Raw genomic sequence first — 20,940 nt, forward strand, 5'->3', positions numbered from 1 at the left:
TTTAAACCATACTTCAATAACTATACTCCCGTTGAGCTAGAGCAAAGCCTAGTCTTATTTCCCGCACTCGGGGTTTAATGGAATAACATGAGAGGATACAACAATGACTGACAAGAAATGTCCGTATTGCGAATTTGATGAATATGACATCATTGATAAGAATGAATTTGCCGTAATTTTGCCTGATTCTAATCCGTTATCTAAAGGCCACTGTGTAGTAACACCACTGCGCCATGTTAGTTCTTTTTTTGACATTACATCTAAAGAACACCAAGGCTTACTGACACTTCTTGAAATTGCCCGTCATGAGACACAGCTTCGTCATCAACCAGATGGCTTTCATATTGGCTTTAATGATGGTGAAGTTTTTGGAAAAACTTCAGATCATTTCCACATTCATGTCATTCCTTACTATAAAAACCAACCGTTGAAACTTGATCAACTTTGGGGTGTACAAAAGGATTAATCCTTTTATCTGATTAAAACAGAGATTGCTATTTTTCAAGGTCGTCTCTGTTTTAATATACTCTCGCTGTTCGCCTGCTTTAAACAAAATTTCATCTAAATTTCAGCTATAATTTAGCCCTTACTTCTCTTCTATAGCTGTTCATGCCTGAATTTTCTTTTTCTGATGCCCTCTTAAACTGGTTCGATCAACATGGTCGTCACGATTTGCCTTGGCAAGTTGCCGATGATCCATACAAAGTTTGGGTTTCTGAAATTATGTTGCAGCAAACTCAGGTGAAAACGGTTCTGCAATATTTTGACCGCTTTATGGAGCGCTTCCCAACTGTAGAAGCTTTAGGTCATGCAACTTGGGATGAAGTAGCACCTTATTGGGCTGGCCTCGGTTACTACGCTCGTGCACGCAATTTGCATAAAGCGGCTGGTCTTGTCACGCAGCAAGGTAAATTTCCTGAAACGCTAGAAGAATGGATTGCGTTACCTGGCATTGGTCGCTCGACCGCAGGCGCGCTCATGTCTTTAGGTTTACGTCAGTACGGTGTCATCATGGATGGCAACGTGAAACGCGTCTTAGCTCGTTTCTTTGCCATTGAAGATGATTTAAGCAAACCACAGCACGAGCGTGAAATGTGGAAACTGGCTGAAGAGCTTTGCCCTACACATCGCAATCATGACTACACTCAAGCGATTATGGACTTGGGTGCAACCATCTGTACGCCTAAAAAACCGCTATGTTTATATTGTCCAATGCAAGCTCATTGTCAGGCTTATCAGCAAGGGTTAGAACAAGAATTACCTTTTAAAAAACCGAAAAAAACACCGCCTGTTAAAACAGCAGATGTTCTTATTATTCAGTGCGAAGGTGAATGGTTCTGGCAGCAACGCCAAGCTCATGGTCTATGGGGCGGTTTATTCTGTTTACCAATTTTAGAAAATGAACATGAACGACTGAGCTTAAGCCAACAATTCAAACTACAACCTCAAGCACAAACTTTTCAGATCAGCCATAGCTTCACTCATTTCACATGGTTACTTAATGCTCATGTGTTCCACGTGGAACCTGATCAAAAAGAACATCTGGCTATTGAACTTGAAGGTCAATGGTTGAGTCCGGAACAAGCCATTGCCAAAGGTGTTCCAACCGCGATGAAAAAATTGATCTCGACAAGCCGTTCATGACATAGTGAGTAAAATAATTTTGATATGGCTGGGACAGGGAGTATTTTGTGCGACGTTTTGTTTCTCATTTCTCACTTGGTTTTCTGATTATTCTATTGGCGGCCTGTGCCAGTGCACCAAAAAAACCTGCCCCACTTCCACCTGCTGAAGTCATCAAACTCAAAAGTATGCAGCTTCCAAGTCGACTACCTGTACCTGTAAAAGGTATTGATCGTGATGAATTAAAAGACACATGGGGAGCTGCTCGCAGTCAGGGCCGTAGTCACGAAGGAATTGATATTTTGGCTCCACGTGGAACCAAAGTGTACAGTGCAACCGAAGGACTCGTTGCAGATCTTCGTAATAACAACTTGGGTGGCAAAGTCATCTGGATTTTAGGCCCCGCAGGAACATGGCATTATTATGCTCATCTTGATGGTCACAAACGTGGCTTAAATGTGGGTGACTATGTCAAAAAAGGCGACCTCATTGGCTATGTCGGCAATACGGGCAATGCACGTTATACTTCACCTCATCTTCATTATGGTCTTTATCTAGATGGTAAAGGGCGTGGTGCTGTTAATCCTTATTCATATTTACGCTAGGAACATTTTATGTCGGAAGCGCTGATCAATCGCTTAGTAGAGTTTGCCGAGTCTGGTAACCAGCAAAAGATCATTTTAAATGGCAATAGCTATCAAGGCTGGATCATGGAAATCAGCGATGATGCCCTACTAATCAGTACTGGTTTTTCAGACAAAGTCGGCAAAGACTTTTGGCTGAAGTTTGAAGACTTAACACAAGCAGAACTGTATTATTGGGATACTCGCCCAAATGAATGGGTCTTATTTAAACTTTAAAATTCTAAGATAAATATAAGGAGCATTATCATGAAAACTCAACGTTGCGGATGGTGTTCCGATGATCCACTCTATATTGCCTACCATGATGAGGAATGGGGTAAACCCGAACACGACGAGGCACGATTATTTGAAATGCTTTGTCTCGAAGGTCAGCAAGCCGGCCTCTCATGGATTACCGTACTAAAAAAAAGAGAAAGCTACCGTCAGCATTTTTTTAATCATCCGATTGCAGACATTGCTTCATTTACAGATGATTTTTTAGAACTAAAATTATCTGATGCTGGCTTAATTCGTCACTTTGGTAAACTCAAAGCCATTCGTGATAATGCTATTGCTTGGCAAGCGCTCAAAGTACAAGTCGGTGATGTTCCTACATGGCTTTGGCAGTTTGTAGATGCAGCGCCACAAAACAATGATGTTGTAGATTATCGTAAGGCCCCTGCTCAAACTGAACTCAGCGTAAAACTTTCCAAGAATCTTAAAAAGAATGGTTTCAAATTTGTTGGCCCAACCACCTGCTATGCTTTTATGCAGGCAGTAGGCATGGTCGATGATCATGAAAACGATTGTCAATTTAAAGCTTCATAACCCACCAGAACGGTTCAAAGCCGCTTAAGGAGTTTCCGATGAGCAATAATACGATTCAAGCTTATGCTGCAATGCAGGCAGGTGAAAAACTGGTTCCCTATCAATTTGACGCAGGTGAATTACAACCGCATCAGGTTGAGGTAAAAGTTGAATATTGTGGTTTATGTCATTCTGATATTTCTGTTTTAAACAATGAATGGCGTTCGACCGTATACCCTGTGGTTGCAGGTCATGAAATTATTGGACGAATTGTTGCTTTGGGCTCAGAAGCCAAAGGTCTACAAATTGGACAGCGTGTCGGTATTGGTTGGACAGCTGAAAGTTGCCAAGCCTGTGATGAATGTATTGGTGGTCAGCAAGTACTGTGTACAGGTGGAAATGTTGCAACAATCGTAGGACATGCGGGTGGCTTTGCCGATAAGGTTCGCGCAGGTTGGCAGTGGGCTATTCCCCTCCCTGAAGATTTAGACGCTGAAAGTGCAGGTCCTTTACTTTGTGGCGGAATTACCGTTTTTGATCCACTACTCAAACACAAAATACAGGCAACGCATCATGTCGGTGTAATTGGTATTGGTGGTTTAGGTCATATAGCCATTAAGCTACTTAAAGCTTGGGGCTGTGAAATCACTGCTTTTAGTTCTAATCCTGACAAAACAGAAGAACTCAAAGCAATGGGAGCGGACCATGTAGTGAATAGCCGCGATACAGAGGCAGTAAAAGCTCAAAAAGGTAAATTCGATTTATTGCTAAGTACCGTGAATGTGACTCTAAATTGGTCTGCTTTTATTGCAACACTGGCACCAAACGGAACCTTACATTTCTTAGGCCTTACGCTTGAGCCTGTTCCTGTTTCTGTTGGCTCTCTTATTGGTGGTGCTAAGTCAGTGACTGGTTCACCTACGGGCTCACCTGCTGCACTACGTCAGCTTTTAAAGTTTGCTGCACGTAAAAAAATTGCGCCTCAAATTGAGCTATTTCCAATGTCACAGCTCAATGAAGCAATTGAACGTCTACACTCGGGTCAGGCACGCTACCGCATTGTGCTTAAAGCAGACTTTGCAGAATAAGACTAACTCGCTGTTTTAATCTGTTGCCGTGACCAGTCCGCTAAGTCTTTAATTGCTTGGCGGACATCTGCTGTTAACTCGTGACCTGCATTTAAACGAATAAAATGCCGATAGCGTTCATCCTCACCAAAAACATGACCGGGAACTACAGTAATTCCGTGAGATTTTGCAGTGTAATAGAGCGCCAAGCTATCTACAGTTTTAGGTAACTGCATCCATAAAGCATAACCACCTTCTGGTTGACTCAGTGCAATTGGAATACCTTCAAATGCATTTAAAATACAACTACGATACTCCTCGACTTGCCGCATCAAATTCGGTCTTAACTGCTCTAAATGCTCCCTATAACCACGACTATAAATAAAATCAGCTAGACCTAATTGTAGCGGTGTATTGACCCCAATATTACTGGCTAACAGCTCAAGCCTTAAATGTTCTAACTTTGTTGTTAAACAGAACCATCCTACGCGATACGCACTCGATAACGACTTAGAAACCGATCCACACCAAATGACATAGCCTTCACGGTCCCAATAGCGTATAGGTAATGGTCGCTCACCGCTGTAACCACACTCTCCATAAATATCATCTTCGATAATAAAGCACTGATACTTTGCTGCTAATTCGGCAATCTTTTGTTTTTCTGTATTACTTAAACAGTATCCCAATGGGTTCTGATAGTTGGCTGTCATTAAGCAAACTTTAGCCAAACCTTGCTTCATAAATGATTCTAAGCGCTCAAGATCGATACCACGATGATGCGCTGGAATTTCAATAATCTGCCGTTTTAAACTTGCTATAAGCTGTAGCTGTCCATTAAAAGTAGGCGTCGGAATTAAAATACTATCGCCTACTTCTGTTAGGTGTTGAATCACCAAAGACAAAGCAGGCATGCAGCCATTGGTAATAAAAATATCTTCTGCCGCGATAAAAATCCCATCTTCACGCCAATGATCAGATAACGCTTTTCTTAATTGCTCATGCCCTTGTTTATTACAATAAAGAAAGTCTTGAGGCTGACAATTTTTTAAAGCCCGTTGAATAGAACGACGTAAACCTTCCACAGGAATAAAATGAGGCGTTAACTGAATAGAGCCTAATGGTACAAGATGGCTTTGTAAGGCAGCTTCCTGAATTTGATTATGCAATTCCAGATTTGAAACTTGTCGAGGTAAAGACAAGAAATCTGGACTTTCAGGAATGGGGCCAGCTTGTGCACGGGCAACCACAAAATAACCTGACTTCGGCTTTACATAAATAAGCCCCCTCGCCTCAAGTAACTCATAACAACTTTTTGCTGTACTTAGACTAATGCTGTGCTGACGAGCAAAATCTCGTAAAGAAATAAGTTTCTGGTGAGGTTTAAGCTCATCTTGATAAATACGATGTGCTAATTGATTGGCAAGAACCTGATATTGGAAAGTCATTCTGTGCTGCTTTTTTAAAAATTTCTGTATCTGTACTGGTTTATAGAACACCTTTAGGCTATAGAAATCAACTCAGAAAGTAGCAAACTCATGAAATTAAAAGCTATATTGTTATTTACTATTGTTTTAGCTGGTTGCCAACAACAACCAAAAGATGAGCAGTACAGACATACTGTTTGCCAAAGCCTCATAGAAGGTTATTTAAAAATGACCAACCAACAAGACTATAAAATGGAGCAACGCACTGATGACGAGACCAATGCGATTTCTCATTATCAATATAAACGGAATAGCTCAAATGAAGTTGTAATGGTGAACTCGGTTTATTCGACTTTATATTTTAGCTGCCGAGAACATCAAAAAAGCTATTTTCTGTCTCAACATTCATCACAAGGACAAACGACTCCACTTTTAGAAGTTCATTTCCCAACTGACAGTTACACTACTTTTAGAGAGCGTTTTTAAAACCGTCTTTTAACTGTTCTGCCAAAAACTCAATAAATAAACGAATTCTTTTTGGTAGATGCTCTTGTTGATAATACACAGCATGGATGCTTTGATATTGATGTTCAATTTGGTCTTCAAATAAGGCTATCAATCGCCCTTCTTCAATGTCTTTCCAAATTTCAAATTCAGATAGTCGTGCAATACCATGTCCTCTAATCGTCAGCTGACGCACCGTTTCCCCACTCGATGCTTTAATTTTTGATTGCGCAAAAAAATATTCATCACCAACTTTAATCGGCCAACTATTGATATATCTAGGTCTGGTAAAACCAATCAAATCATGTTTTTCAAGCTGTTCAGGTTGTGTCGGTGTACCCTTAATTGCTAAATACTCAGGGCTTGCAACGATAAATAAGCGACTTTTACACACCAGTTTGGCATGAAGACTTGAATCATTGAGCTCCCCAAACCGAAATGCGACATCAGTTTTATGTTGCAGCAGGTCAATCACCTGATCATTACTATTTAACTCAATTTCAATATTTGGATAGCACTCACGAAACTTATGCATTAATGGCGCAATTACGTGTAAGACAAACGGCGTTGCTGAATCAATGCGAATGAGCCCCGCAGTGCCCTGATCAGACTTTTGCAGTTCTTCTTCGGCAGCGTTCAGCTCATTTAAGATTTTACGGGCCTTTACAAGAAACTGCTGCCCTTCTTGTGTGAGTTTTAATTTACGTGTGGTGCGCTCCAATAAAGTCACATCTAACTTCGCTTCCAAGCGTGTTAACGATCGACTGACTCCTGAAGGCGTTTGTTTTAAATGTTCTGCCGCCGCAACAAAAGAGCCTGTATCAACGATTGCGATAAACGCGACCAGCTCTTCAATTGTTGATTTCATGTCTTATTCCATTATTGACTAATGATCAAAGATATTTTGCTTATTCATCTATTTTTTCGCAACAATAAAAAAAGCAAAATGCACATCAAGTTAAATGATTATTCAAATTTAGGTAAACACATGAATATCCCACGTTTTGGTCTAGGAACTTTCCGTCTTAAAGAACAAGCAGTTATTGATTCTGTTAAAACTGCTTTAGAAGTAGGTTACCGTGTCATTGATACTGCTCAAATTTATGACAATGAAGCAGCAATTGGTCAAGCGATTGCCGAGAGCGGTGTATCACGTCAGGACTTATTTTTAACCACAAAAATCTGGGTAGATAATTTTGCTCAAGATAAGTTTATTCCAAGCTTAAAAGAAAGCTTAGAAAAGCTTCGTACTGACCATGTTGACCTCACTTTGATCCATTGGCCAGCACCAGATTTAGGCGTTTCGATTCCTGAAGTTATGAAGCTTTTACTTGAAGCAAAACAACAGGGCTTAACTAAACAAATTGGTATTTCAAACTTCAATATTGAGCTTACTCAACAAGCAATTGACACAATTGGTGTAGAGCATATTGCAACCAACCAGATTGAGCTAAGCCCTTATCTTCAAAACCATAAGCTTGTAAATTTCTTACAAGAGAAGAACATTGATGTCACTTCATATATGACGCTTGCCTACGGCAAAGTGCTTCAAGACCCAGTTCTCGCTGAAATTGCAGCAGCGCATAAAGCAACAACAGCGCAAATTGCACTAGCGTGGGCATTGCAACGTGGTTTTGCAGTCATTCCATCTTCGACTAAACGTGAAAACCTGATGAGCAACTTAAAAGCCCAGGATATCGAGTTAACTTCAGCTGAAATGCAAATGATTGCTGAACTCGACCGTAACAGTCGTGAAGTTAGCCCAGAGCCATGGGCACCAGTTTGGGACTAAACTCATGAACACTCAATCAAATACGGCGTTCTCGTTATTGGCATTGGCAATTGGTGCCTTTGCCATTGGCACCACGGAATTCTCTCCAATGGGATTGTTGCCGAATATCGCTAATGATTTAGGGATTTCAATTCCAACGGCCGGTATGTTAATTACAGGTTATGCACTTGGTGTCATGCTAGGTGCCCCATTCATGACCCTGTGGTTTGGTGGTTTTGCTAGACGTAATGCGCTTATTTTGCTGATGGCGATCTTTACGGTCGGTAACCTAATCGCAGCATTTTCACCAAGCTATATGAGCTTATTAGGTGCTCGTCTCATTACAAGCTTAAACCATGGTGCTTTCTTCGGGATTGGCTCTGTTGTAGCGGCAAGTATTGTACCCGCACATAAACAGGCCAGTGCTGTAGCCACCATGTTTATGGGCTTAACCATTGCTAATATCGGTGGTGTACCGTTAGCAACATGGGTTGGACAAAACATTGGCTGGCGTATGTCGTTCCTTGCGATTTCTTTGCTTGGTGTGATTACCATGCTCGCTTTATGGAAAGCGCTCCCTCAAGGGATGGTTGCCCAAAAACCAAATGTGAAAGCTGAGTTGAAAGTGTTAACGCGTACTCCTGTGGTCCTTGCGCTACTCACCACCGTACTCGGTGCAGGTGCAATGTTTACGCTCTACACCTATATTGCGCCAAGTTTGACTGAGTTTACCCATGCTTCACCGACGTTCATTACGTTCATGTTGGTGCTGATTGGTGTCGGTTTCTCAATTGGTAACCATTTAGGCGGACGTTTTGCAGATTTGTCCATTAATAAAACTTTGATTGGTTTCTTGGTTCTGTTAATTGTGATGATGGTAACTTTCCCAATTCTTGCGCAAAGCCAGATTGGAGCAGCCATTGCATTAGTGATCTGGGGTGCAGCAACCTTTGCTTTAGTACCACCTTTGCAAATGCGTGTAATGTCAGTCGCTCATGAAGCACCAGGACTTGCCTCTTCAGTGAATATCGGTGCGTTTAACTTAGGTAATGCCGTAGGTGCAGCAGCAGGCGCGTTAGTACTCGATCTAGGTTGGGGTTATAGCGCAGTATCTTTTGCTGGAGCATTACTAGCTGGCTTAGGTTTGTTATTGGTTTTATTTCAAATCAAACGCGAAAGCAGCCCTGCACAAGCTTTACAGCAGTGTTCAGATTAATAAAAAAGCGCCTGATCTCAGGCGCTTTTTTTAAGCTATTTATTTTAAAATATCTGGTAATTTAGGATGTTCATAAATCGGACTGGTCACTTCCCGCTTCATTTTAAGCAGCATCTGATAAGGTTGCTGTTGAACAAACATATTTACAAAGCTCAACGGAATTGCACCAGCAGGATCAGCATAACCACTGGTCGTTACCTTCACCTTATTATTTGCAAGTTTCTGGAATGTCCAATCCCCTTCATAGCGTGTTAAGCGCACTACATCAGGTTGTATCGGATAATTTCCGCTAATTGCAGTATTTTTAATTGTCACAACACCATTTGCAGCCTTGCTCATTTTTCCTTTTACAACCACATCACGATCTTTCAAAGGAAACGGAAAATCCAACACCATATACAGTGTGAACTCACCTTTTTTCTCATCTTGAGACAACATTTCAACTTTGCCCATATAAGGCACCCACTGGTCAGCACGATTTACATCTAAAATCACAGCGACAGCGCGTTCAAGTGGCACATCAAATGTCGTTTCAGCCTTATATTGAAAGACTGGATTATCAGTTTTTTGATAGGTCCAGACTTTAATATTATTACGGTCTAAGCTGAGTTTAGCTTTTTCTGTAGAAGCAGCCCCCGTCCAGAGGCTGCTTAAGCAAAGAAGAGTGGTCAAGGCAATTTGTTTTTTATTCATGTTCTGCTCTATCTTGTTTTTCTCGCTACACATGGAATACGTACAGGGTTTTATACCTGTACGTCGTTCAATCCTAAAACATCTTTCATGTCATATTTACGCGCTTCACGGCCCACAACCCATGCAGCAGCTCGTACTGCACCAGCAGCAAAGTTCATACGGTTAGTCGCTTTATGAGTCACTTCAACACGCTCACCTTCACCAATAAACATGACAGTGTGTTCGCCAACGATGTCACCACCACGAATGGTTTCAAAGCCAATCGTTTGACGGTCACGTGGGCCTGTATGCCCTTCACGGCCATACACAGCAACTTCTTTTAAGTTACGACCTAAAGTATCTGCAATTGCTTCGCCCATCATTAATGCTGTACCTGACGGCGCATCTACTTTATGACGGTGGTGAGCTTCAATCACTTCAATATCTACTGTATCGCCAAATACCTTTGCTGCAAGCTCAAGTAACTTGATTGATACATTTACGCCCACTGAATAGTTCGCAGCGTAAACCACAGGGGTATGCGTAGCAACTTCGTCTAACTCAGCTTTTTGCTCATCTGACATACCTGTTGTACCAATAACCATGGCAACCCCAGCTTCACGACAAAGCTTTAAATGCTGAGCAGTTGCAACTGGTGCAGTAAAATCAATGATTACATCGCAGTCTTTAAGAACTTCTGCCAAGTTTCCTGAAACCTTCACACCCACTGAACCAATACCAGCAAGCTCACCTGCATCAGTGCCCACCAAACTACTTTCCGGACGCTCTACCGCAGCAGCTAATTGATAGCCTGCCTGTTGAACTGCTTGAATAAGCGTACGGCCCATACGACCGCCTGCGCCTAAAATACCAATGCGTGGAGCTGCTGACATAATCTTCCCAATCTTCGGTTTTACGTAATTTACCTACTATATCAAAACTCTTTGCTCATCTTAAAAAGTAAAAATTATTTTTTGAGTTAGGACGAAATTTAATCTGTTTTCACAAAAGTTAAAGAATTGATCGGCAGACTACGGAGCCACGAATGAGAAAAAGATGACTATAAGGAGTTCAGCATGCATTCGAGAATTATTGGCTTTACAGTGATGATGGGGATTATGAGTTCAATGGCATTTGCAGAGCCTGCAATCCAACCAGGAGACACATTAGAAAGCTTATCTAAAGCACGTATTACAACTAACGTAAGTACTCAAACAGCAACGCCTACAGCTCAAACTGTAGCAACTGATGCCAACACTGACGTTAAAATTGAAGATATTGACCCAATTATTGGCGAAACAGCAGCAGAGGCACCAAAAGTAGCTGTACAGGCAGAAGCAGTAGCCGCACCAGTGATCGAAAATGCTCCTACTCTTGCTTCTAGCGAACCGACTGTCAGTGTTAATGATATTGATGTTGCTCACCCTACAGAGTAAGCAGACGTAATTTTCTTTTAAGCAGAATAAAAATAATAAGATGAATCAGCGCAATAAAAAGGCGGATATTTTATCAATATCCGCCTTCTTTTTAATTTCTTATCTAATCAAGTATTAATCGAACAAACGATCAAAGAATGATTTTTTCTTCGGTGAAGAAGCACTGTCTTCGCCATCAAAAGAAGCTTGCAACTCTTTAAGTAATTCACGTTGACGAGAATTTAAGTTGACCGGAGTTTCTACCACAATACGGCAGAGTAAATCACCCACCATGCTACTACGTACTGGGCGAACGCCTTTGCCACGTAAACGGAATAATTTACCTGTTTGAGTTCCCTCAGGAATCTTCAAGCTAACACGACCTTCCAAAGTTGGAATTTCAATTTCTTTACCAAGTGCAGCATCAGCAATGCTCACTGGTACGTCCATATAAAGATCCGCGCCATCACGTTGGAAAATTTCGTGTTCACGAACAACGACTTCAACGTACAAGTCACCTGATTGGCCATCACGAATTGCTTCGCCTTTACCACTCAAACGAACGCGGTCACCGTTATCTACACCCGCTGGAATTGTAACTTCCAACGTTTGCTGGCGATCGGCAACACCTGAACCATGACATGCCTGACAAGGGTTTTTAATAATTTTACCTTGACCACGACACGTACCACATGTTTGTTGTACAGAGAAGAAACCTTGCTGCATACGAACTTGTCCTGAACCATGACAAGTTTTACAGGTTTCAACATCTTTTGGATTTTTAGAACCTTTACCATCACACACATCACATGGTGCTGGAGCAGTAAAGGTAATGGTTTTTTTAACCCCTTTTACAGCTTCTTCAAGGGTAAGTTCCATTACATAGCGTAAATCTGATCCGCGACGTTGACGCTGTTGACGTCCACCACCACCGAATGCGCCACCGAAGATATCACCGAACTGGCTAAAAATATCTTCTGCACTAAATCCGCCGAAGCCACCACCGCCCCCGCCAAAGCCACCTTCGAACGCATTATGTCCCATGCGATCGTACATGCTACGCTTTTCGCTATCCGATAAAACTTCATAAGCTTCAGCAGCTTCTTTAAATTTCTCTTCAGCTTCGGCATTGTCAGGGTTTCTATCAGGATGATATTTCATCGCCAATTTACGGTAGGCTTTTTTGATCTCATCATCACTTGCGGTTTTTGAAACGCCTAAAACCTCATAATAATCACGTTTAGCCATTTTTGGCGGTGCTCCTCACGGAATTTTATCAATACTCTATTGCCGACTAAATGGGGGGCTTTAGCCGAATTTACAAGGGGGAAATGTTTAAAAAATAGATATATTAAAAAACTGCCTTATTTTTTAAATATTTAGACAAGCCTTTTAACCATGCATTTAATAGAAATAACCACGCAATAGCGCTAAAAACTACGCCAGCAACCGTAGAGGCTGTGACCCAAAGATTACTATCCCATGCAAAGAAGAAGAGCGGAATAAACCAGACAACAGCAAAAATTGCCATAAATAGAAATAGAATCGCATTGCGCATAATCCATAGCGCATGCGCATGAATCCAAACTTCTGCATTATCTACAACTGCCACTTTACGAGCGACCAAATAAGCAAAGGCCGCAAAAATAACCGTAAACAATGCAAGAAACATGAACGCATAAGAAATTACTATATAACGGCGATGCTGTTCGATATGGTCTTGCCCCATCTGTATTTCACCTCAATTCACTGCATTTTGCCTATTTTTTATGCAGCGAAATAATCCTGTATTTTTTGTGTAAAGACAGGTGCTACTATATTGGAGTTTTCAATATTTCGCACCTTTATTCACAAAAAATTTATGTATTTTATGCGGTTTTTTTCACCTTAAACCACGCTGCGTAGAGTGCAGGTAGGAAAAATAATGTCAGTAAGGTGGCAACAATCAATCCGCCCATGATCGCAACAGCCATCGGACCAAAGAAAATACTTCGAGAAAGTGGAATCATGGCCAGAACAGCGGCTAAAGCAGTCAAAATAATTGGACGGAATCGTCGCACTGTCGCTTCAATAATTGCTTCCCAAGTTGGATGTCCGGCTTGTCGGTCCTGCTCAATTTGATCAATCAAAATAAGCGAGTTACGCATGATCATGCCAGAGAGCGCAATTGTGCCTAACATGGCCACAAAGCCAAATGGTTTGTTAAATAACAGTAAGAATAAAACAACACCAATTAAACCCAGTGGAGCTGTTAACAACACGATGGTCGAGCGAGACAAGCTTTTGAGCTGAATCATCAGTAATGTCATGACCACTGCCAAGAAGAGTGGCATACCCGCATTCACAGAATCTTGCCCACGTGCAGACTCTTCTACGGTTCCACCCACTTCAATGAGATAGCCACTTGGCAATTCAGCACGTAACTTATCCATTGATTCAGCTAACTCACCCACAACGGTAGCAGGCTGCAAATTGGTACGAATATCCGCGCGAACAGTAATCGTCGGTAAGCGGTTACGATGCCAGATCAAACCATCTTCAAACTTATACTCAATCTTCGCAATTTGAGCTAAAGGTACAGTAGTTCCATTGTTCGTTGGCACAGCTAAGCTTGCCAGTGAAGCCACTTCAACGCGCTCTGCTTGGTCCCCGCGTAAGCGAATTTCGATGAGTTCACGCTTTTCACGGTATTGCTCAATCGCACTACCAGTAATTGATGCATTAATGAAGTTCGCTAAATCCAGACTAGAGACACCCATTTGTCGAGCACGGTCTTGATCAATTTGAATGGAAATGATCTTACTTGGCTCGCCCCAATCTAAATGCACATTGGTGGTATTCGGGTTTTCACTCATTACTTTAGCGACTTGCTGCGCTTCTTTACGTACCAGATTTAAATCTTCACCTGACACACGATATTGCAATGGATAACCCACAGGTGGGCCATTTTCGAGTAATGACACACGAGTACGGACTTGTGGGAGTAACTGCTTAATTTGTGTTTCTAACGAACGACGAATGTCATCACGATCATCAAGTGATGATGCGAGTACAACAAACTGAGCAAAGCTGGCTTGCGGTAATTGCTGGTCTAAAGGTAAATAAAAACGTGGTGAACCTGTCCCTACATAGGCCACATAGTTATCAATACCTTTTTGTTTAGACAAGAATTTTTCAACCTTTTTAACAGCTTGTTCTGTTGCAGTTAAAGAAGCACCTTCTTCAAGCTTTAAATCGACTAAAATCTCAGCACGGTTTGAAGGCGGGAAAAACTGCTGAGGTACCATCTTAAACATCAGCACAGAGAGCACAAAAATCCCCACCGTCGTTGCAATCACGGTTTTACGATAGGTCACACAAAACTCGACCATCTTTCTAAAGCGTAAATAGAAACTAGATTGATAAGGATCGTAATGATGGTCCTGTGAAATTGCCACTGTTTGCGGTTGCGGTTTTTTAGTTAATCTTGCCCATAAGCGGACATACCAAGGGGCCTGATGTCCTAACTTGGTAAAGTCTGGTAATAGCTTTTCACCTAAATAAGGTACGAATAAAACTGCCGCGATCCAAGACACCAATAAAGCAATGGTCACGACCTGAAAAATAGAGCGTGTGTATTCGCCTGTACTAGACTGAGCCGTAGCAATCGGTAAAAAACCTGCCGCGGTAATCAATGTTCCCGTGAGCATCGGAAATGCTGTAGTTTTCCACGCAAATCCGGCGGCTTTAATTCGGCTATAGCCCTGCTCCATTTTAATGGCCATCATCTCGACGGCGATAATGGCGTCATCGACTAACAGACCTAACGCCAAGATCAAAGCACCAAGTGAAATCTTATGCAGTCCGACATCGAATAAACTCATACCGGCAAAAGTCATTGCTAAAACTAATGGAATAGAAAAAGCGACCACCAATCCCGTACGGAAGCCTAAAGAGAAAAAACTCACTAACAAGACAATAATGACTGCTTCAGCGAGTACCTTCACAAACTCATGAATACTGCGTTGTACTGCTACAGGTTGGTCAGAAACTTTTTGCAATTTCATGCCGAGTGGCAAGGTCTTTTGCAGTTGGGCAAATTCTGTTTCTAGATTTTTACCAAGGGCAATAATGTCACCGCCTTTACGCATCGAAACGGCAATGCCAATACCATTTTCACCCATAAAACGCATGCGCGGTTGAGCAGGCTGACTAAAACCACGATAAACATCAGCAACGTCACCAAGCTGAATTGTTTTATCACCGACCAATAAAGGTGTTTTTTTAATTTCATCAATGTTTTGTAGATGACCACTTACTCTAATTTGAATACGGTCTGTACCCGTTTCAAAAAAGCCAGCACTTGCCATACTATTTTGCTTTTGTAAGGCTTCTTGAATCGCTGTAACTGGAATTCCGAGCTGTACCGCTTTAGTGTTAGAAATCTCAACCCAGATTTTTTGATCTTGCAGACCAATCAATTCGACCTTACTGACATCCTTGACGCGTTGAAGCTGTAATTGCAACCGATCTGCATATTCTTTCAAAAGTGCATAGTCAAAGTCTTTGCCTGTCAGTACATAAATATTACCGAAAGTGTCCCCAAATTCATCGTTAAAAAATGGGCCTTGTACACCGTTTGGCAGTTCATGGCGAATATCATTTACCTTCTTACGAACGTTATACCAAACGTCAGGAATCTGTGCTGATGTCAGCGAGTCCTTGGCAACAAACGTAACCATCGACTCACCTGGGCGGGAGTAAGCCATAATCTTGTCATACTGCCCTGTTGTCATGAGTTCCTTTTCGATACGGTCAGTCACCAGCGTTGAAACTTCTTTCGCTGTTGCTCCCGGCCAATAGGTTTGTACGACCATGACTTTAAAGGTAAATGGTGGGTCTTCACTTTGTGAGAGTTTTGAATAAGAGATCGCGCCGATAATGCCAAGTAACAGCATAAAATAAAGGACGATACCTTTATTATTTAATGCCCATTCCGAGAGATTGAATTTCATGGCTGGATTGCTCCCTGAATTTTCACCGCACGGTTTTCACGGTCAATCGGGTGAATCTTCTGCTTATCGCGTAGCAAATGCACACCACCAATCACCACCCAATCATTTGGTGTTAAACCAGATAGCACGGGTACACTGTCTCTGCCATATGCACCAACCGTTACAGGTACTTTACGTAAAGTCTGATTCGCATTAACAACCCAGACATAAGGCTGATTATCTGTTGCTGAAACGCTCGAAAGTGGCACACTCATCACGTTGGTTTGAGTTGAGGTAAAAAATACGCGTGCACTTTGTCCAAGTTGGATAACAGACTGCCCTTCTTTGAGTGCAACTTTCACTGTAAAGGTACGAGACTGATCAGCCGCAGGAGAAACTTCGCGTACATATCCGGCAAACCTTTCATTCGGTTTAGACCACAAAGTGATCCAAGCGGCTTGACCAACTTTAATCTCGGCAACTGCTTGTTCAGGAACACCAATAACAACTTCACGCTCTCCATCAATTGCAAGTTGATAAGCAGCTTGTCCTGCTGCAACCACTTGTCCAATTTCTATGTTTCGCGCAGTAATCACCCCGTTTTTATTAGAAACGAGTTGGTTATAACCAGTTTGGTTTGCAGAAACTTCATAGTTAGAACGCGCTTGTTGTAGAGCCGCTTGTGCCGCGTCGTATTGATTTTTTACCGTATCAAATTGTGAACGGCTCACTGCATTAATCGGGAGTAATTGTTGAAAACGTTTAAGTTCATCTGCTGCTGTTTTTGCTGAAGCCTGTGCATTATCCAATTGGGCTTTAGCAGCATTTAATTGTAACTGGGCATCTGCCACATCGAGTTTTGCTAATACTTGTCCAACTTTAACTCGGTCGCCTACATCCACATAGCGCGCCGTAACTTGTCCACCAACCCGAAATGCCAAAGCCGTTTGTTGTCTAGCCTGCACATCCCCTGCATAGCTTTTTTGTTCATTGAGTGTGGTTAATGGCTGCGCCACCATCACATAGGGTATTTCTTCTGTTTTGGGTGCTTCTTTACTGCATCCCATTAATGTGACCGTACAAACAATCACCATACTCATGATGAGAGGTTTTAACAGATTCATATCTTATCGCTCTTATTCAAACTGATTTTTTAAGGCACAATATGCTTGCATCATAGTTTGTTTGTTTTTTAATTAATATACCTACGAGTACATTAATTAAAAAAAACTTATAAATATTTATTTTTCTAAACTTTTATTAGAGGGTTTTGTGCAAACAGTTAATCAAAGTGGTCGTCCCAAAGATCTGGAAAAGCGTGCTCGTATCCTACAAGCCGCGAAAGCTATTTTTTTAAAATCCGGCTATCACGGAACCAGCATGAACCAGATTGCACAGGAAGCAGGCGTTACTAAACTCACGGTTTATAACCACTTTCAAGATAAAGTGAACCTGTTTATCTGCGCGATTACGGAAACTTGTGAAGAGACACTGTGCACTAAACAATTTGACTTAGATACATCGGCAGACTTCTATCAAACACTCTTTATTGTATGTTCACGTGCCTTACAAATTATTTATTCACCTGAAGCATTAAAGCTTGATCACGTATTGTTGGAGCTTGCAGCCGAACAGAACCCACTCGCCTTACAGTTTTTTGAAGCTTCACACACACGAATGGAGAATCAATTAGCTGAGTTTTTTCAAAAAGCTGCTCAATTAGGTTTCATTCAAGCCGATGATCCGATCTATCAAACAGAACTGCTTTTGACCTTATTGCTTGGTGTACGCCATCACAAGGTTTTACTGGGCATTACTGCTGCCCCAAATGCACAGGAGCTAGAGCAAATTATTCGCGACGCAATTAATTTATTCTTGCTCAAATATCGGAATTAAACCAAAGTCCGATTGTCAAAAGTTGCGCTGAGTGCATGCCAGCTTTTAAGACACTACAAGCGAATTAAATGTTATTTTTTAAGCAAAAATTCACATTTTCTTACGCTCAAAGCTTGGAATGTTTGTTAATCGCGCTATATTCGATAAGAATAAGAACAGGAGAAAATAGCATGGTTCAGCAAATCGATGCGCCACTGCGTGAGGATGTCCGCTTACTTGGTAATTTGTTAGGTGAAACCCTAAAACAACATGCAGGACAAGAACTGTTTAATCAGATCGAGCAAATCCGTGCTCTTGCCAAAGGTGCACGTGATGGTCAAGCTGAAGCCGAAAAGCAACTAGAACAATTATTTTTAGAACTGCCCGATGAAGAGTTACTTCCTCTCACCCGCGCTTTTTCTCACTTCCTCAATTTTGCCAATATTGCCGAGCAATATCATGTGGTCCGTAGCCGCAGACAGGCAGAGTTTGATTCGGATGCAAACTCTCCGAATCCGCTGGTTCACTTATTTCAAAAATTTAAAGATAAAAGTATTTCAACAGAAAAACTATTCCAGCAAATTTGCGATCTTAAAATTGAGTTAGTACTTACGGCGCACCCAACTGAAGTGAGTCGTCGTACCCTCATTCAAAAATATGATGATATTAACGCTTGCCTCTCACAGCTTGATCAGCAAAAACTTACCCCACGCGAACGCCAAAATGCACTTGCGAATTTAAAGCAACAAATTAGTTCGGCTTGGCAAACAGATGAAATCAGACAACACCGTCCGACTCCAGTCGATGAAGCAAAATGGGGATTTGCCACAATTGAGCAAACACTTTGGAATGCTGTACCTAAATTCATTCGCGAGTTAAATGAATTAGTTCAAGAAAACTGCCAACTCAATTTACCACTTAATATTGCACCAGTACGTTTCGCATCTTGGATGGGTGGAGACCGTGATGGCAACCCAAATGTTACCCATCAAATTACCCAAGAAGTACTGTGGTTATCACGCTGGCAGGCTGCCGACCTCTATTTAAGAGATATCGAAAACTTACGTTGGGAACTTTCAATCCAGACGTGTTCCGAAGAAATGATTCAGGCAATTGGTAGCCAACATGCAGAACCTTATCGTGAATATTTACGTGCTACACGAGAACGTTTAAAAGCAACTCGACACTGGTTAGCGCAGCGCCTACAAGGCTTAGAAGCAGACGACAGCAATGTCATTAAAAGTAAAGATGAGCTTTTACAACCATTATTGCTGTGCTATCGCTCTTTAATCGACAGTAACCTACCTGAAATTGCGAATGGTCAACTGCTCGACTTTATCTACCGTGTGAACTGTTTTGGTATTGAATTACTTAAACTCGACATTCGCCAAGAATCAGGCCGTCATCGCCAAGCGATTTCAGCCATTACCGAATATTTAGGTTTAGGTAATTTTGAATCTTGGACTGAGCAAGCACGCCAAAACTTCCTCATTCAAGAATTACAAAGTAAACGTCCGCTTTTACCGAAATATATTAATGAGCCTGAAGGTAGTTTAATTGGACACCCAGATGTCCAAGAAGTATTTGCAACCATGCGTACTTTGGCAGACCAACCACCTGAGTCTTTAGGTGCCTATATTATTTCGATGGCTGAATATCCAAGTGATGTTTTAGCGGTGTTGTTATTGCAAAAAGAAGCAGGTATTCAGCACCCTTTACGTGTAGTTCCTCTATTTGAAACTTTAAAAGATTTAGATGGCGCTGCAACAACCATGAATACGCTGTTCAATATGCATTGGTATAAACAGCACATTCAGGGCAAACATGAAGTGATGATCGGTTACTCCGACTCTGCAAAAGATGCTGGTTTCATGTCAGCTAACTGGGCGCAATATCGTGCTCAAGAAGAGCTAACTGCAATTGCTCAAAAACACGGTGTACAGTTAACGCTATTCCACGGTCGCGGCGGATCAATTAGCCGTGGTGGCGCACCAACCCAACAAGCTCTATTCTCACAGCCGCCAGGTTCAATCTCTGGTGCAATTCGTGTCACAGAACAAGGTGAAATGATCCGTTTCAAATTCGGTCTAGAAGGCATTGCCATGCAAAACCTTGAAATCTATACCGCAGCAACACTTGAAGCGACATTGTTGCCACCACCAGAGCCTAAAGCCGAGTGGCGTGAACTCATGAACCGTATGACAGATCATTCTGTTAAGGTTTATCGCCAAACAGTTCGTGAAAACCCACACTTTGTGAAATATTTACGGACCGTTACGCCTGAACTTGAATTACAAATGTTGCCATTAGGCTCGCGTCCTGCAAAACGTAAAGTGAGTGGCGGCATTGAGTCTTTACGTGCGATTCCATGGGTATTTGCTTGGACACAAATCCGTTTGATGTTACCTGCATGGCTAGGTACAGGTGCTGCCATTAATGAAGTGATTGCCGATCAGCAAAAAGCAACGCTTGATGAAATGCTCCAGCAATGGCCTTATTTCCAGACACTTATTGATATGCTGGAAATGGTATTGTCTAAATCCGATGCCAACATTGCACTCTATTACGAGTCTCATTTGACTGAAGATGAAGATTTAAAAGTGCTCGGTAATCAATTACGTCAACGACTAAAAGATGCTGTTGAAACGCTACTTAAATTGAAAGATGAATCAAAGCTTCTGAGTAACAACGAGGTTCTTGATCAATCTATGCAGGTTCGTAAACCATACTTACTTCCTTTGCATCTTTTACAGGCTGAACTCATGAAGCGTCGTCGTGATTATCTTGCTGAGCGTCAGGCAGAACACACACCTGTTGACCATGCACTTATGGTGAGTATTGCGGGTATCGCTGCTGGCTTACGTAATACAGGCTAAGCTAATTTTACCAATTGTTTTATAAAGCAGTGCATCTTGATGTTCTGCTTTATACTTGCAAAATTCTCTATTTTTCTTAAATTTTCCCCGA

The 20,940-nt window shown here is 41.7% G+C and carries 20 protein-coding genes; 12 read left to right on the forward strand and 8 right to left on the reverse strand.

The features are described 5' to 3' along the window. Positions 1-103 precede the first annotated feature (103 nt). The 6 genes from ACTJJH_RS06315 to ahr all read left to right on the forward strand — a co-directional run bounded on the left by ACTJJH_RS06315 (position 104) and on the right by ahr (position 4,141). Positions 104-466 (forward strand): HIT family protein, encoded by a 363-nt coding sequence (locus tag ACTJJH_RS06315; protein WP_002119132.1) that lies wholly within the window; start codon positions 104-106, stop codon positions 464-466. 143 nt (positions 467-609) lie between these two features. Continuing rightward, complete coding sequence (mutY, locus tag ACTJJH_RS06320) at positions 610-1,644, forward strand: A/G-specific adenine glycosylase (protein WP_284115804.1); 1,035 nt, start codon at positions 610-612, stop codon at positions 1,642-1,644. A gap of 47 nt (positions 1,645-1,691) precedes the next feature. Next, the gene (locus tag ACTJJH_RS06325; RefSeq protein ID WP_005066592.1) at positions 1,692-2,228 is read left to right on the forward strand and encodes a M23 family metallopeptidase; all 537 of its coding nucleotides are present in this window, start codon (positions 1,692-1,694) and stop codon (positions 2,226-2,228) included. 9 nt (positions 2,229-2,237) lie between these two features. Further along, a complete protein-coding gene (locus ACTJJH_RS06330; RefSeq protein WP_001287364.1) occupies positions 2,238-2,483 on the forward strand; it encodes a hypothetical protein in 246 nt (81 codons plus the stop codon). Positions 2,484-2,513: 30 nt separating this feature from the next. After that, positions 2,514-3,074, forward strand: coding sequence for a DNA-3-methyladenine glycosylase I (locus tag ACTJJH_RS06335; RefSeq protein ID WP_019767330.1), 561 nt, complete (start codon positions 2,514-2,516; stop codon positions 3,072-3,074). Between the two features lie 38 nt (positions 3,075-3,112). Next, positions 3,113-4,141 (forward strand): NADPH-dependent aldehyde reductase Ahr, encoded by a 1,029-nt coding sequence (gene ahr, locus ACTJJH_RS06340; protein ID WP_017481883.1) that lies wholly within the window; start codon positions 3,113-3,115, stop codon positions 4,139-4,141. Between the two features lie 2 nt (positions 4,142-4,143). Here the strand turns inward: ahr and ACTJJH_RS06345 are convergent, their stop codons facing one another. Beyond that, positions 4,144-5,568, reverse strand: coding sequence for an aminotransferase-like domain-containing protein (locus ACTJJH_RS06345; RefSeq protein WP_087400305.1), 1,425 nt, complete (start codon positions 5,566-5,568; stop codon positions 4,144-4,146). Positions 5,569-5,658: 90 nt separating this feature from the next. Between ACTJJH_RS06345 and ACTJJH_RS06350 the strand changes: the two genes are divergently transcribed. Further along, on the forward strand, positions 5,659-6,033 hold the full coding sequence (locus ACTJJH_RS06350; protein WP_019767328.1) for a hypothetical protein: 375 nt from the start codon (positions 5,659-5,661) through the stop codon (positions 6,031-6,033). Here ACTJJH_RS06350 and ACTJJH_RS06355 read toward each other — a convergent pair. Beyond that, the gene (locus ACTJJH_RS06355) at positions 6,017-6,919 is read right to left on the reverse strand and encodes a LysR family transcriptional regulator (protein ID WP_440600900.1); all 903 of its coding nucleotides are present in this window, start codon (positions 6,917-6,919) and stop codon (positions 6,017-6,019) included. The genes ACTJJH_RS06350 and ACTJJH_RS06355 overlap by 17 nt on opposite strands. Positions 6,920-7,039: 120 nt before the next feature. Between ACTJJH_RS06355 and dkgB the strand changes: the two genes are divergently transcribed. Together dkgB and ACTJJH_RS06365 are read left to right on the forward strand one after the other, a co-directional pair. Continuing rightward, positions 7,040-7,843 carry a 2,5-didehydrogluconate reductase DkgB gene (gene dkgB, locus ACTJJH_RS06360; protein ID WP_019767326.1) on the forward strand — a complete coding sequence of 268 codons (804 nt, stop codon included), beginning with the start codon at positions 7,040-7,042 and terminating at the stop codon, positions 7,841-7,843. 4 nt (positions 7,844-7,847) lie between these two features. Continuing rightward, complete coding sequence (locus ACTJJH_RS06365; RefSeq protein WP_005066574.1) at positions 7,848-9,038, forward strand: MFS transporter; 1,191 nt, start codon at positions 7,848-7,850, stop codon at positions 9,036-9,038. Positions 9,039-9,077: 39 nt separating this feature from the next. Here the strand turns inward: ACTJJH_RS06365 and ACTJJH_RS06370 are convergent, their stop codons facing one another. Together ACTJJH_RS06370 and dapB are read right to left on the reverse strand one after the other, a co-directional pair. After that, positions 9,078-9,731, reverse strand: coding sequence for an START domain-containing protein (locus tag ACTJJH_RS06370; RefSeq protein ID WP_002119284.1), 654 nt, complete (start codon positions 9,729-9,731; stop codon positions 9,078-9,080). A gap of 50 nt (positions 9,732-9,781) precedes the next feature. Beyond that, positions 9,782-10,603: a 4-hydroxy-tetrahydrodipicolinate reductase gene (dapB, locus tag ACTJJH_RS06375; protein ID WP_002119175.1), complete on the reverse strand. Its 822-nt coding sequence runs from the start codon at positions 10,601-10,603 to the stop codon at positions 9,782-9,784. A 183-nt stretch (positions 10,604-10,786) separates the two neighbouring features. Between dapB and ACTJJH_RS06380 the strand changes: the two genes are divergently transcribed. Then, the gene (locus tag ACTJJH_RS06380; protein ID WP_060465151.1) at positions 10,787-11,146 is read left to right on the forward strand and encodes a hypothetical protein; all 360 of its coding nucleotides are present in this window, start codon (positions 10,787-10,789) and stop codon (positions 11,144-11,146) included. A gap of 114 nt (positions 11,147-11,260) precedes the next feature. Here the strand turns inward: ACTJJH_RS06380 and dnaJ are convergent, their stop codons facing one another. The 4 genes from dnaJ to ACTJJH_RS06400 all read right to left on the reverse strand — a co-directional run bounded on the left by dnaJ (position 11,261) and on the right by ACTJJH_RS06400 (position 17,222). Continuing rightward, on the reverse strand, positions 11,261-12,373 hold the full coding sequence (gene dnaJ, locus ACTJJH_RS06385; RefSeq protein WP_002119101.1) for a molecular chaperone DnaJ: 1,113 nt from the start codon (positions 12,371-12,373) through the stop codon (positions 11,261-11,263). A 103-nt stretch (positions 12,374-12,476) separates the two neighbouring features. Continuing rightward, positions 12,477-12,854: a membrane protein gene (locus tag ACTJJH_RS06390; protein ID WP_002119294.1), complete on the reverse strand. Its 378-nt coding sequence runs from the start codon at positions 12,852-12,854 to the stop codon at positions 12,477-12,479. Between the two features lie 139 nt (positions 12,855-12,993). After that, positions 12,994-16,119: an efflux RND transporter permease subunit gene (locus ACTJJH_RS06395; RefSeq protein WP_005078784.1), complete on the reverse strand. Its 3,126-nt coding sequence runs from the start codon at positions 16,117-16,119 to the stop codon at positions 12,994-12,996. Further along, positions 16,116-17,222, reverse strand: coding sequence for an efflux RND transporter periplasmic adaptor subunit (locus ACTJJH_RS06400; RefSeq protein WP_204085656.1), 1,107 nt, complete (start codon positions 17,220-17,222; stop codon positions 16,116-16,118). Before ACTJJH_RS06400 ends, ACTJJH_RS06395 begins: the two co-directional genes overlap by 4 nt. Before the next feature lie 148 nt (positions 17,223-17,370). Between ACTJJH_RS06400 and ACTJJH_RS06405 the strand changes: the two genes are divergently transcribed. Both ACTJJH_RS06405 and ppc read left to right on the forward strand, forming a co-directional pair. Then, complete coding sequence (locus ACTJJH_RS06405) at positions 17,371-17,994, forward strand: TetR/AcrR family transcriptional regulator (protein WP_002119184.1); 624 nt, start codon at positions 17,371-17,373, stop codon at positions 17,992-17,994. Positions 17,995-18,164: 170 nt separating this feature from the next. Further along, complete coding sequence (gene ppc, locus ACTJJH_RS06410) at positions 18,165-20,849, forward strand: phosphoenolpyruvate carboxylase (protein ID WP_262520271.1); 2,685 nt, start codon at positions 18,165-18,167, stop codon at positions 20,847-20,849. The last annotated feature ends 91 nt before the right edge of the window (positions 20,850-20,940 follow it).

Source organism: Acinetobacter sp. 22301 (assembly GCF_052045285.1).
GTDB lineage: Bacteria > Pseudomonadota > Gammaproteobacteria > Pseudomonadales > Moraxellaceae > Acinetobacter > Acinetobacter pittii.